This is a genomic window from Nonomuraea sp. NPDC050022 (assembly GCF_044460705.1).
GTDB lineage: Bacteria > Actinomycetota > Actinomycetes > Streptosporangiales > Streptosporangiaceae > Nonomuraea.
In genome coordinates this window covers 1-12,579 of record NZ_JBITKE010000016.1, presented here as the reverse complement: position 1 = coordinate 12,579, position 12,579 = coordinate 1, and the positions used below count along the sequence as shown (strand labels likewise).

General features: G+C 67.6%; 13 protein-coding genes. 9 read left to right on the top strand and 4 right to left on the bottom strand.

The annotated features are described in order from the left end of the window. Positions 1-29: 29 nt before the first annotated feature. Positions 30-692, bottom strand: a complete 663-nt coding sequence (locus tag ACIBO2_RS48845; RefSeq protein WP_358552142.1) for a GntR family transcriptional regulator — start codon at positions 690-692, stop codon at positions 30-32. A gap of 115 nt (positions 693-807) precedes the next feature. On the opposite strand from ACIBO2_RS48845, the gene ACIBO2_RS48840 reads away from it, so the two are divergent. The 5 genes from ACIBO2_RS48840 to ACIBO2_RS48820 are packed head-to-tail and all read left to right on the top strand — an operon-like array spanning position 808 to position 5,825. Next, complete coding sequence (locus tag ACIBO2_RS48840) at positions 808-1,557, top strand: sulfite exporter TauE/SafE family protein (RefSeq protein ID WP_397304536.1); 750 nt, start codon at positions 808-810, stop codon at positions 1,555-1,557. 2 nt (positions 1,558-1,559) lie between these two features. Next, the gene (locus ACIBO2_RS48835) at positions 1,560-2,966 is read left to right on the top strand and encodes an amidohydrolase family protein (RefSeq protein ID WP_358552146.1); all 1,407 of its coding nucleotides are present in this window, start codon (positions 1,560-1,562) and stop codon (positions 2,964-2,966) included. Beyond that, positions 2,963-4,210 carry an MFS transporter gene (locus ACIBO2_RS48830; protein WP_397304535.1) on the top strand — a complete coding sequence of 416 codons (1,248 nt, stop codon included), beginning with the start codon at positions 2,963-2,965 and terminating at the stop codon, positions 4,208-4,210. The genes ACIBO2_RS48835 and ACIBO2_RS48830 overlap by 4 nt, the downstream gene beginning before the upstream one ends. 3 nt (positions 4,211-4,213) lie before the next feature. Continuing rightward, on the top strand, positions 4,214-4,927 hold the full coding sequence (locus tag ACIBO2_RS48825; protein WP_358552150.1) for a fumarylacetoacetate hydrolase family protein: 714 nt from the start codon (positions 4,214-4,216) through the stop codon (positions 4,925-4,927). Further along, positions 4,914-5,825 carry a polysaccharide deacetylase family protein gene (locus tag ACIBO2_RS48820; protein ID WP_397304534.1) on the top strand — a complete coding sequence of 304 codons (912 nt, stop codon included), beginning with the start codon at positions 4,914-4,916 and terminating at the stop codon, positions 5,823-5,825. Before ACIBO2_RS48825 ends, ACIBO2_RS48820 begins: the two co-directional genes overlap by 14 nt. Positions 5,826-5,855: 30 nt before the next feature. On the opposite strand, the gene ACIBO2_RS48815 is transcribed toward ACIBO2_RS48820, so the two are convergent. Continuing rightward, a complete protein-coding gene (locus tag ACIBO2_RS48815; protein ID WP_397304533.1) occupies positions 5,856-6,458 on the bottom strand; it encodes a cadmium resistance transporter in 603 nt (200 codons plus the stop codon). A 124-nt stretch (positions 6,459-6,582) separates the two neighbouring features. Between ACIBO2_RS48815 and ACIBO2_RS48810 the strand changes: the two genes are divergently transcribed. Beyond that, a complete protein-coding gene (locus tag ACIBO2_RS48810) occupies positions 6,583-7,128 on the top strand; it encodes a flavoprotein (RefSeq protein ID WP_397304532.1) in 546 nt (181 codons plus the stop codon). A 55-nt stretch (positions 7,129-7,183) separates the two neighbouring features. Here the strand turns inward: ACIBO2_RS48810 and ACIBO2_RS48805 are convergent, their stop codons facing one another. Together ACIBO2_RS48805 and ACIBO2_RS48800 are read right to left on the bottom strand one after the other, a co-directional pair. Continuing rightward, positions 7,184-7,918, bottom strand: coding sequence for a hypothetical protein (locus ACIBO2_RS48805; RefSeq protein WP_397304531.1), 735 nt, complete (start codon positions 7,916-7,918; stop codon positions 7,184-7,186). A gap of 39 nt (positions 7,919-7,957) precedes the next feature. Next, positions 7,958-8,305 (bottom strand): hypothetical protein, encoded by a 348-nt coding sequence (locus tag ACIBO2_RS48800; RefSeq protein ID WP_358552160.1) that lies wholly within the window; start codon positions 8,303-8,305, stop codon positions 7,958-7,960. 277 nt (positions 8,306-8,582) lie between these two features. On the opposite strand from ACIBO2_RS48800, the gene ACIBO2_RS48795 reads away from it, so the two are divergent. The 3 genes from ACIBO2_RS48795 to ACIBO2_RS48785 all read left to right on the top strand — a co-directional run bounded on the left by ACIBO2_RS48795 (position 8,583) and on the right by ACIBO2_RS48785 (position 12,420). Further along, the gene (locus ACIBO2_RS48795) at positions 8,583-9,812 is read left to right on the top strand and encodes an RNA-guided endonuclease InsQ/TnpB family protein (RefSeq protein WP_397304529.1); all 1,230 of its coding nucleotides are present in this window, start codon (positions 8,583-8,585) and stop codon (positions 9,810-9,812) included. Between the two features lie 45 nt (positions 9,813-9,857). Next, positions 9,858-10,058, top strand: a complete 201-nt coding sequence (locus ACIBO2_RS48790) for a DUF5708 family protein (RefSeq protein ID WP_358552164.1) — start codon at positions 9,858-9,860, stop codon at positions 10,056-10,058. Between the two features lie 271 nt (positions 10,059-10,329). After that, on the top strand, positions 10,330-12,420 hold the full coding sequence (locus ACIBO2_RS48785; protein ID WP_397304528.1) for a beta-propeller fold lactonase family protein: 2,091 nt from the start codon (positions 10,330-10,332) through the stop codon (positions 12,418-12,420). Positions 12,421-12,579: the final 159 nt, after the last annotated feature.

Sequence of the window (12,579 nt, the reverse complement as noted above, 5' to 3'; positions counted from 1 at the left end):
ACGGGCCGAGGCCGGTTCCTACTCTGACCTCACGTGACCGGCCGATACGCGCGACCAGCCGCCTCTATGTGCGCCTTGGCCGCGCGCCGGGCGGTCTCCGGGTCTCCGGCGCGGATTCCGGCGACGATGGCGCGGTGCTGTTCGGTGATCGCACCGGCCCAGTGGGGGTCATCCAGGTTCGCCACGGTGGTGACCGCGATTCGATCCCACACACGGTGCAGGGCGTCTTCGAGGAAAGCGTTGCCCGCCGCGGCTCCGATGGCGCGGTGCAAGGCCAGGTTGGCCTGCGCGGAAGCGCGCGCGTCCTGCGCCTTCACCGCGATCTCGACCTGGTCCACGGCTCGATCGAGGGCATCGACCTCGATGGGGGCGAGCTCGCCATGCGCCTGCCGCTTGGCCGCCAGCTCCGCGGCCAGCGCCTCGAGATCGGCGCGCAGTACGAACAGCTGTTGCGCCTCTCTTGAGGTCAGCGCCGCGACGGCGACCCCTCGCGCCGCCGGGATGACCAGCCCTTCGGCCAGCAACCTGCCGATCGCTTCGCGCACCGGCGTCCGGCTGACCCCCAGGTCCGCGGCCAAAGCGGTCTCGGTGAGCCGCTGACCAGGCGCGAATTCGCCATCCGAGAATCTGTGGCGCAGTGCGACGTACACCGCGTGGGCGCTACCGGGCTGGGAGTCCGAGGAGATCGCCATTCGCTCAGTATACGCTGCATGCAAATCAGTCGACCTTGTGAACGCCGAATGAATCCTTGACATGCATTGCATGCAGTGGATACTTAGTACCCAGACATTCGAGACAAGGAGCGCCGTGCTGGACCCCCTGCGATTGACCGTTCTCGCCGTTGCGGGCTTCCTGGCCGGTGCCGTGAACGGGGTCGCCGGCGGCGGCTCGTTGATCTCGTTTCCCACACTGCTGGCCATGGGCTACTCACCCGTGGCGGCCAACGTCACCAGCGCGCTGGCCACCCTGCCCGGCTATGTGGGCGGGCTGGTCGGATACCGTGACGAACTGGGCACAGTCGGCCCGAAGATCCGGCAACTCGCCGCGGTGAGTGTCGCCGGCGCGGCGTGCGGATCGGCGATCCTGCTCGGCGCGCCGGCGGAGCAGTTCCGATCCATCGTCCCGGTTCTGGTCCTCGTGTCGGTCATCGCCCTGGCCTTGCAAGGCATGGTGGCGGGACGTCTCGACAAAGCGAGAGCCGCCGGCGGCGGGCGCGGGCTGCTGATCGGCCAGTTCGCGGTCTCGATGTACGGCGGCTACTTCGCCGCGGGGCTCGGCGTGATGATGCTCGCCGTCCTCGGCGCCTTCGTGGCCGCGGACCTGCACCGGCTCAACGCCCTCAAGGGCGCCCTGTCACTGCTCGTCGGCTCGGTCTCCGCGCTGTGCTTCACCATGTTCGGGCCGGTGGAATGGATCCCGGTAGCCGTCATGTCGCTCACCGGCCTCGCCGGTGGCCGAAGCGGAGTGGTCCTCGCCCGGCGCGTGCCACCCCGATACCTTCGCTGGCTCATCGTCGGCGCCGGTCTCGTCCTGTCCGTCGCACTCTTCATAAGGTAACCATGCGTCAACGACACAACCTGCTCATCGCGGGCACGCACGTGATCTCGATGGATCCCGCCATCGGGGACGTTCCATCCGCCGACATCCTCATCCGCGCCGGTCAGATCATCGACGTCGGCCCGCACGACCCGGACCGAGAGGCCGGCGACGCGCAGATCATCGACGCGGCCGGAACAGTCACCCTTCCCGGCTTCGTCGACACCCACTGGCACCTGTGGAACTCGCTCCTGCGCGGCACGGTCGGCGACCGGCCCGGAACGGACTACTTCACGGTCAAGCGTGCGCTCGCGCCGCATTTCGAGCTGGACGACTTCTACTGGGCGGCCCGTCTCGGGCTGGCCGAGGCGATCAGCGGCGGCATCACCACGGTGCACAATTTCGACCACAACGTTCGCGGGCCTCGCGACGCCGACGCCAACATCCAGGCGCATCTGGACTCCGGCCTGCGCGGACGCTTCTCCTACGGTCCCCCCGACTCGGCCGCCCCAAGCAGCACGAACGACCTGGACGACCTGGCCGCGCTGCGGGCGCGCTGGTCCAGTGACCGTCTCGACGGCCGACTGGACTTCGGCGTCGCCCTGCGTGGCCCTTACCGCACCCCTCCAGAGGTGTACGAGCGCGAGTGGGCGGCGGCGCGGTCACTCGGCCTGCCGATCACCATGCACTGCGATCGATGCCTGCGTGAGGAAGGCTGCCGCAGCTGTGGCCTGGTCCGCCTCGAAGAGCTCGGACTGCTGGGTGAGGACGTACAGATCGTCCACGCCGTCCATGCCAGCGAGCAGGACATCCACGCGCTTGCCCGTACTCGGACCCGGGTGTCGCTGAGCCCGATCACGGAGATGCGGACCATGGGGTTCCCGTTGCTCACGGAACTCCTCGAAGCCGGCGTGCGGGTATCGCTCTCCCTGGACACGCTCGCCATGCCGACCAGCGCCGACATACTCGGGCACCTGCGCACGATCATTTCGGTTGAGGCCGCCCGTACCGGCTCCGGTACGGTCACACCGCGCAGGCTGCTCCAGTTCGCGACGATCGACGGTGCCAAGGATCTCGGACTGCAGGAGATCGTCGGTTCGGTCACCCCCGGCAAGCGCGCGGACCTCGTGATCCTGCGCTCGTCCGACATCAACCTGGTCCCCTCCGGCGACCCGGTCGAGGCGCTGGTCTACACGGGCCAGGTCGACAACATCGACACCGTCATCGCCGATGGCCGGATTCTCAAGCGACACGGACGGCTTGAGCCCACCGACGACGCGGACAACCCCGTCCTCGTGGCCGCCGCCCGCCGCGACGCGCTGCTGCGCAGGGCCGCGGCGGCCGGCGACTGGCCGGCCCACGGCGCCGGCACCCCGTCCCAGCCCATCTCGGATCCCCCAACGATCGCGGATGAAGGAAGACCACGATGAACGCCACCCCCCACTCCATCCTGCCCTCGCCAAGGGAAGGCCTGGCTCCCAGAGCCGCGGTCGCGATGTTCGGCCTGCTGCTGCTGGCCTACGCCGTCAACGCCATGGACCGCATGGTCTTTCCGATCCTGCTCGTCGAGGTGCGTGGCGAGTACGGCTTCAGTCTCGAGGCGGCCGGGTTGCAGGCCACCGTGTTCGCCATCGGGATGGGGCTGGCGGGCCTACCCGCCGGACGGCTCCAGCGAATGCTCGGACGCAAACGGACGATCGTGGCCGGCACCGTCGTGTTCTCGCTCGCGACCGCCCTGACCACGGCCTCGTTCGGGTTCACGGACATGGTGCTGTGGCGCGTGCTGTCCGGAGTCGGTGAGGCGCTGCAGCTCGCGATGATCATCGCCGTGGCTTCGACCGCGTTCCCGGCCCGTCGCGGCGTGGCCATCGGCAGCGTCAACGTGGCCTTCGCCGCCGGGTCGGTCATCGGCCCGTCACTCGGCAGCGGCCTGCTCGAGAGTCACGGCACCTGGCGGGCGCCGATGCTCGTGTTCGCCGCCATCGGCATTGCCCTCGCGCTGGCCATCGTGGTGCTGGTGTCGCCACGATTCACAGAGGTCGACTCGTCGGCGAGCCAGTCCCCGCACATCGGTGGCGCGGACACGCTCCTCTCGCGTAACCCGCTCGTACTCGCCGCCATCGTCGCGCTCTTCGGTCTTGCCGATTTCGCGTTCATCGGCCTTTACGCCAGCTATCTCCGTGAGCAACTGGACTTCACCCCCGGCGGGGCCGGGTTCGTCATCGGGCTGTCAGGACTGGCGGCGTTCGCCTCACCACTCGGCGGCCATCTGGTCGACCGGTGGAGTCCGCGGATCGTGCTGCCGGCGCTCAACCTCGGTGTCGCGGCGTCCGGCTGTGCCCTGTTCCTCGGGCCCGGCTCGACGTCCTGGCAGGCGACCTTCTCGTTCTTGTTCGGGCTCTTCGCGAGCAGCGGTGTGTACGTGGCCGCGGCCGGCTACCTCATCAAGTCCGTCAACAGCGAGAACGTCAGCCGCGCGGCCGGACTGTTCGTCACCTGTATCTATGTCGCCGCCGGCGTCGCCGGTCTGCTGTTCAGCCGCCTGGTCTCGGCCACCGACTGGATCACGGCGGGCATGGTGCAGATCGTCGGCTTCTCGGTGCTCGGCGCCGTCCTCGCTCTCACCCTGCACCCGCACCTGTTCAGCAAAACCACTACGACTCAGGATCACTGACCCATGACCGCACCTGTGCTCTGGCAACTCGCCCAGACCACCCTGCCCGTTGTCGGAAGGCCGAAGTCCTTCCCGGTCCGTCGCGTCTACTGTGTCGGGCGGAACTATCTCGACCACATCCAGGAGATGCGGGAGGGCAGCGAACGCGACAAACCATTCTTCTTCCAGAAGCCGACGGACGCTGTCGTCCCCGACGGCTCCGCCATCCCCTACCCGCCTCAAACGGAGGATCTTCAGTTCGAAGGGGAACTGGTCGTCGCCATCGGCGCGGCCGGGTCCGGCATCAGCCCGCAGGACGCGCCGGGGCACATCTTCGGCCTCGCCGCCGGCATCGACCTCACCCGGCGCGACCGGCAGCGTGACTGCCGCGACATGGCCCGTCCTTGGGAGGCCGGCAAGTCCTTCGACCACTCGGCGCCCTGCGGCTCGATCCTCCCCATCGAGAAGGCCGTCTCGACCTTGTCCGGGGAACTGCGGCTGAGCGTCAACAACCGCCAACGGCAGCACACCAGCCTGGACCTGATGATCTGGAATGTTCCGGAGATCATCAGCCAGCTGTCCCACTCCTACCGCCTGATGCCCGGCGACCTGATCTACACCGGAACTCCCGCCGGCGTCGCCGCCGTACGCCCCGGTGACCAGATTCGCGTCGAGATCACCGGCCTGCCCGCCCTGACCGTGACCATCAGCGAAGGAGACGCCCATGCGTCCCAGTGAACGGCTCGAGTACGACCCCATCGAAGGCCGCTCCGCACTCGCCTTGCCCGATGGCAAGCGAATGGTGGTCTGGGTCATCGTCAACGTCGAGACCTGGTCCGACACCGATCCCATGCCCCGGACCGTCCTGACCCCTCCGGCCGGTGGCATCCCGGCACCCGACGTGCCCAACTGGGCCTGGCACGAGTACGGCAACCGGGTCGGCTTCTGGCGCATGCTCCGGTCCCTGGACCGCCAGGGCGTACGAGCGTCGTTGGCGATCAACGGCCAGTCCGTCGAGGACTACCCGCAGATCGCGCAGGCGGCGCGAGATCGTGGATGGGAGTTTCTCGGCCACGGGTTCACCCAGAAGAACATGCAGAAGGTCGAGGACGAGCGAGCCGACATCCAGGCCACCACGTGGGCGATCGAGTCCGTGACCGGTGCCCGGCCACGGGGCTGGCTGGGCCCCGGACTGACCGAGACCTGGGAGACGCCGGACATCCTGGTCGAGGAGGGATATGAGTACGTATGCGACTGGGTGCTGGACGACCAACCCGTGGAGCTGGCCACCCGGACCTCGCCCATCGTCAACATTCCCTACACCCAGGAGTGCAACGACGTCGCGATGATGCTGATCCAGCACCATCCGGCTCGTGAGTACTTCCAGCGGGCGGTCGACCAGTTCGACCAGCTGTACAAGGACTCTGCCGAGTCTGCCCGGGTCATGGCTCTGGTCGTACACCCCTACATCATGGGCGCACCGCACCGCCTGAGGTACTTCGAGCAGGCCCTGCAGCACATCCGCGCCCACCAGGACGTCGAGTTCTGGACCGGTGAGCAGATTCTCGACTGGTACCGCCAAGCCCGCTCCGCCCCACAGCCATCACCGGAGCACGACTCCTTGGTCGCGCGCTAGCGAGCCACGTTGTGGCCATCGCACTCCCGGTCAGAGGCCGAAGGCTCCGCCTTGGACGAGGATGAGCAGGCCGATCCCGATCAGGACGATGGGCAGGAGAATGTGCCCCCACCGGCTGAGAGCCTTGGCGATGACGGGTCGGGTGGCGAAGAACCTGCCCGCCAGGCACCAGACGGCGACCAGGACGAGGAAGACGACGGCATAGACGCTCATGCCGCCGAGACCAGCGGTGGCGAAGACAGGGACGTAGACGCCGATGTTGTCGCCGCCGTTGGCGAAGGTGACCGCGGCGACCTCCAACGCCTTGGGTCCACCCGTAGCGGCCTGCTCGTTGTCGGCGTCCTCGCCGTTGACGTGGACGCGCCACGCCTGCCAGCCGGCCTTGAGACCCAAGGCCAGCGGTAGCAGGCCGAGGTACGGGATGACGGGCTCGGGCAGGAAGGTAGCGCCGAAAGCGGCGGCGATGGCGACGACGAGGATGGCGGCGAACCCGAGGTATTGCCCCAGAATGATCCGCGAGGTGGCGCCGCGGTGCCCGGCCCCCTGGGCGAAGAACAGCGCCAGGATCACGATGTCGTCGATGTTGGTGACGGCGAACAGGCCGGCGGCTTGCCCGAAGATGCCGACGTTCACGAGGGGCGTGGTTCCTCTCCAAGAGGCGGGAGTACCTGAGGAACGTATCGGGCTTGGTCTCAGGCCGCCGACTCAGCGTCTAGCGTGAAGCCCGCGAGTATGCCGCGCAGCCGGGAGCCCTCACGTGATCCAATCCAGCAAGATCCTCTACATCATCGTGTGCGCCGCAGGAGCCGCCGCCGACGTCGGCCGATTGGTCACCTACGCGCAGGACGAGGGCTGGACGGTCCAGATAGTCGCCACCCCGTCCGCCCTGGACTTCATCAACGTCCCCGAACTGGAGCGGCAGACCGGCCGCCCCGTCCGCAGCCAGTACCGCAAGCCGCACGAGCCGAAACCCCCCAGAGCCGACGCGATCATCGTTGCTCCCGCGACCTACAACACCATCAACAAGTTCGCCCAGGGCATCGCCGACACCTACGCTCTCGGCCTCCTCGCCGAGGCGCCCGGCCTGGGCATTCCCGTCGTCGTCCTGCCCTTCGTCAGCAGCGCTTTAGCCTCCCGCTACCCCTTTCTCCGAAGCGTCGAAAGCCTGCGCGCCGAAGGCGTCCCCGTCCTCCTCGGCCCCGGCCAATTCGAGCCACCTCCCGCTGAGACCGGAGGAGAGAATCTGGACACTTATCCCTGGGCATTGGCGCTCGAGGAGATTGGGCGGCACTATCCCCGCTAATGATGTGGAAATCCCGCTCCAATCAGCTGGTCCCGGGCGAAGCGGAGGGCCTTACTCATGATTTCTCAGTGTTGGGATCGGTGAACGCTCGTAGACGCAGCCGCGCTGCTACGTTGCCGGCGAACCAAGCGAAGAAGTCGCTGTCCGGGTCATGGGCCGCGCGAACCGTCTCGCACCAGTCCTCCCGGTCGAGCACTGCCAGGTACCGGCGTACGAGGCGGTCTCGCTGTTCGGGGGTGTAACCGAGTCTTTCCGCCGGTTTCTGGGCCAGGTGGTCGGCAATCATGGCGGCGTCGACATACCTGTTCAGGGTCGCTGTCTGGCGGCTGAGATGACCGACGTACGCGTCCAGGACGATGCGTGCCAGCGGATAGCGCTCCAGGGTCAGACCCATGCCGCCGCAGTCGGCCATGGTCTTCAGTAGTCGGCCGGTGTGATCGATCAGGTCGTCGTCGACATCGGGCCCGGTGGTCGCTTCGTGGAGGTGAGCGGAGGTGGCGACCTGGCCGGCGAAGTAGCCGTTGAGGAAGTCGCCGTCGCAGAAGTGACGCAGCAGCCATGGGCGCGCCTTGGACGACGCGCTCCCCCGGCAGAGTTCCTCAATGACGTAGACCCGTCCCCATCCGACGACCCTTTGAGCGAGCCACATCAGTGCCTCCTGGCCACCACGATGGCGTCGTCGCAGGGCATCGGCGGCCAACGGACCGAACCAGTTCGACAGCAGCCCAATCGTCCGGATCAGCGGGATGTCCTCTTCCGCCCAATCGGCGGCGAGCAACGCCAGCCCCACGACGGCGGAGCGCCGATCGCCGCTGTGGCGTACGAGCCATCACCCGGTCTGCTGAACACGCTGTGCGTCCGCCCGCAGCGCTGCGGCGGCGATGTGCTCGTTGCGATGGATCGGGACGTCAACGTCGTGGAAGGCATCGGCGAGTTCGCTGGGCGGTGCATCGGCTCTGGCGAAGTGCCCGTCCGGGATCACGGCGACATCCACGCCGACCAGCCGTTGATCTTCTGGCATATCTCGTCGCGATCGTCGGCGGTACTGCTCCTCGTCGGGGTACGGGTCGCCGTCACGCGGCAGAGGAGAGTTCGGATCTAGCTGGTGCAGGCTCAGCGCGTACTCGAACAGGCTGATCCGGGGTCCGAGCGGTCCAGGCTCGGTCATCGCGCTCACCGGCGGACGAAGGACTCGATTCTCTCGATCATGTTCGGCATGATGCCAGCCCAAACCGCCCAGAGGCAAGGAGTGGCGTCACCCGAAGAATCTAGGCCGATCTCCTCAACGCGCAGGAAGCCTCCGATCTGGCTCTTCATCTGAATGGTGACGCGGAGACCCGGTCCTTCAGGGGCGGGAGGAAGCGCCACCCTTCCTTTCGAAAACAGTATGGAAACTATCGGTCACGTTCGGTAATGTGTGCGGTGAGTGAGGACGCTGTGACAGGAGGTGTGCGATGGCGATCCGCCGCTCCGCCACCAAACGCCACGGCCTGCCCACCGTCGTGCAATTGCGGCTCACACCCGCACCGGTTCAGGGCGATGCGCTGGCGGCGGCGGTGCTGCTGTGCAATCAGGCGGCCACCGTCGTGTCCCGGCTGGCCTGGCAGCACCGCGTCTTCGCCGTGGTGGAGTTGCATCGGCTGGCCTATTACGAGGTGCGCGGGCAGGTGGCTGGGCTGGGTGCGCAAGCGGCCGTGCGGGCGATCGCCCGGGTCGCCGGCGCCTACGCCAACCGGCGCGCCAGCAAGAAACGCGCCCACATCTTCCGCCCGCACGGCGCGGTCCCCTACGACGCCCGGCTGATGAGCTTCAACCGTGACGCCCGCACCGTGTCCCTGTGGACCCCCACCGGCCGCGTCACCCTCCCCTACACCGGCCGGCCAGAAGACCTCAAAGCCATCGACACGCTGCCTCTCGGCGAGGCCGACCTGATCTACCGGCGCGGCGTGTGGCTGCTGCAGGTCGCCGTCACCCTGCCCAAGCCGGTGGTGCGTGAGCCGGTCGGCGGCTTTGTCGGGGTTGATCAAGGGGTGGTGAACCTGGCGGTCACCTCCGATGGTGCGGTGCTGCCCGGCCCGGCCCTGCCTGGGCCGGTCGGCGGTAACGGCCACGTCCGCACCCTGCGCGAGCGGCGGCACCGTCAGCGCCGACGGCTGCAGAAGAAGGGCACGTCTGCGGCGCGGCGGGTGCTGCGCCGTCTGTCCGGGCGTGAGAACCGGATGATGACCGACCTCAACCACCAAATCTCGACGTTTGTGGTGCGTGAAGCCGAACGCACCGGCCGCGGCATCGCCCTGGAGGATCTGCAGGGCATCCGCGAGCGGGTAAGGGCTCACCGGCTCCAGCGGCGCACCCTGCACAGCTGGGCCTTCGCCCAGCAGATCACCTTCACCCGCTACAAGGCCGCCCGCGCCGGAGTCGCCTTCCTGCTGGTCGACCCCGCCTACACCTCCCAGGCCTGCCCGGAATGCGGGCACGTCAGCAGGGCGAACCGGCCGGCGCGGGGCCGGTTCGTCTGCCAAAGGTGCGGCCTCGCTGGGCACGCCGACCACATCGCAGCCCGCAACATCGCCACACGCGGCATAGCGGGCTGGGCTGCCATCAACCAGCCACACGCTACCGGCCTCCCTTCAGCCAGACGGGACCGCGAGAGCAAACCACCAGCTTCAAACGGTGGTAGTTGATTAGCGTTTTCAGCACCGCGTCCCTCATGATCGAAAGAGATCCGCATGGCCCCCGCCCGTAAGACATTCCTCACCGGTCTGACCGTCTTCGCCGCCGGGTTGGCGCTGTGGTTGTTCGGGCTCGACACCGAGATCTTCGTGTTCACACCGACGAAGGTCGGGCTGGTTCTGATGGTCCTCGGCGGTCTGGAGGCTCTGTACGGGCTCTACAAGATCGTACGCGGCGACGGCGCGGAGCCGCGCTGACGCTGTGACCGGCGGTGGCGACTATGTAACCTGCCAATGATCAGCCAGGAAACCTCTTCCAGGCGCGTCGCCCCCCTGAGCGAGATGCCGTCCTGGCTAGAACAGGACCCTCATTACGGAATACGGGGGTTCGATGCTGAGACGTCAGACGAGACAGGCGGCAGGGGACCGCCGCAGGCCACCATCTGGCAGACGAGATCGGCCGGTGCGGCCGTCCCGGGTCTGGGTGTTGGCGGCGGGGGTTGTCGTCGCAGCGGGGTTGGCGGTGCCCATGGCCGAATCCGCGCCGGCGACCGCCGGCCCACGACTGACCCAGTCCGCGGCGGCGGCCACAGAGCCACAACTGACCAAGTCCGCCGATCCACAGCTTCAGGACTTCCTCTACGTGGCCAACAGCGGTTCCGACAACGTGTCGCTGGTCGACACGTTCTACAAGACCGTCACGCCCGTCGGTGTCGGCAGAGCTCCCAGCCAGGTGGCGATCAACCTGGCCGGTACCCGCCTCTACGTCACCAACAGCACCTCGGCCAACGTGTCGGTGGTCGACACCGAGACCAAGGCCGTCACCACGATCGACGTCGGTCGTTCGCCGAGTGGTGTGGCGGTCAACCCGGACGGCACCCGCGTCTACGTCGCCAACAGCGGCTCGGACAACGTGTCAGTGATCGACACCACCGCCACCCCGCCCTCTGTCACCACGATCGCCGTCGGTCGTTTTCCGACCGGTGTGGCGATCAACCCGGACGGCACCCGCGTTTACGTCACCAACTACGGGTCGAGCAGCCTGTCGGTCATCGACACCGCCACCAGCAATGTCACCACCATAGGCGTCAAGTCCTGGCCCAAGAGTGTGGCCGTTACGCCCGGCGGCACCCGCGCCTACGTGACGCACTATGGGGCGGCCAACCCCAATCTCGTGTCGGTGATCGACACCACCACCAGCAAGGTCACTGACACCATCCGCGCCGGCGACCATCCGATCGCGGTGGCGATCGACCCTGCGGGCACCTTCGCCTACGTCGCCAACCACTTCTCGGGCACCATTTCGGTAATCGACACCGCCACCAACAAGGAGACCAGCACCATCCAGGTCGGTCAGTCACCGAGTGGTGTGGCGATCAACACCGCGGGCACGCGCGCCTTCGTCACCAACAACCGGTCGGACAGCGTGTCAGTGATCAACACCGCCACCAAAGAGCAGGTCACCACCATCAACGTCGGCCGGTCTCCGATCGGTGTGGCCGTTCTCGACAGACCTGTGGACCGGACCGCCGTCGTCTCCCTCGGTGACAGCTACATCTCCGGTGAGGCCGGCCGTTGGAAGGGCAATGCCGTACCGGCGAGCAACCGGGGTGACCGCTGGGGGACCGACCGCGCCGCCTACAACTGCACCGCGATCGGTTTGCGGTGCGGTCACGACGGCCGGCGCGTCTACGGTGAGTCCTTCGACAACGGCTGCAACCGCTCGGACTCGGCCGAGATCCAGAGCGCGGCCATCAACGTGCTGCGCCGGATCAACCTCGCCTGCTCCGGCGCCAGAACCGTCAACGTGATCGGGGCCGACGCGGGCGGGAAATCCTTCAAGGGCGAGCCTCCCCAGGCCGACCAGCTCCGCCGGGCCGCCAAGCGGTACAAGGTCGAGTTGGTGGTCCTGTCCATCGGCGGCAACGACCTCGGCTTCGCCTCCGTCCTTGAGAAATGCGTCAAGAGATGGCAGAAGCAGCATGGGATCGAGCACTGCCACGTGGACCAGGAGCCCGTCTTCCGTGACGGCCTGGCAAAGACGAAGCCCAAGGTCGAGCAGGCCGTCCAGGAAATCAAGCGGGCCATGACCGATGCCCACTACGCCGATGGCTCCTACCGGCTCGTCCTGCAGTCCTACCCGTCTCCCGTTCCGCTGGGCGACCAGAACCGCTACCACGAGTTCAGCGACTCGCGCTTCACCGTGGGCGGCTGCCCGATGTTCAACGACGACTCCGACTGGGCCCATAACACCGTCATTCCCGCGATCTCCGACATGCTCAAGGACGTCGCCCGCACCCAGAACGTGGAATTCCTCGACCTGCGCAACCTGTTCGACGGCCACGAGGTCTGCGCCAACCGTGCGCAGCAAGCCACCGCCGCCAACTCTCTTGAGAACCCGCTGCCCGGCGACATCAGCGAATGGACTCGTTTCCTCGTCGTCCTGGAATCCCAGGGCCAGAGTCAGGAATCCATTCACCCCAATTACTACGGCCAGCGGGCCCTCGGCACCTGCCTGACCAAACTTCGGGACCACTCGGGAACCGAGAAGAACCACGTCTGCACCGGCACCCCCGGCCGCGCCCCGGAGGAGGTGAGCCTCACCAGTAGCGACTGGTGAGCCGGGCGGGGGGGGGGGGGGCCCCCCCCCCCCCCCCCCCCCCCCCCCCGGGGGGGGGGGGGGGGGCGCCGCCCCCCCCCCCCCCCGCGCAACCGTACCGGGCAGATCCTCATCCCGGGCGCGGCCGGGCTGGTGGCGGCGGGCGCGGGGACCGCGGGA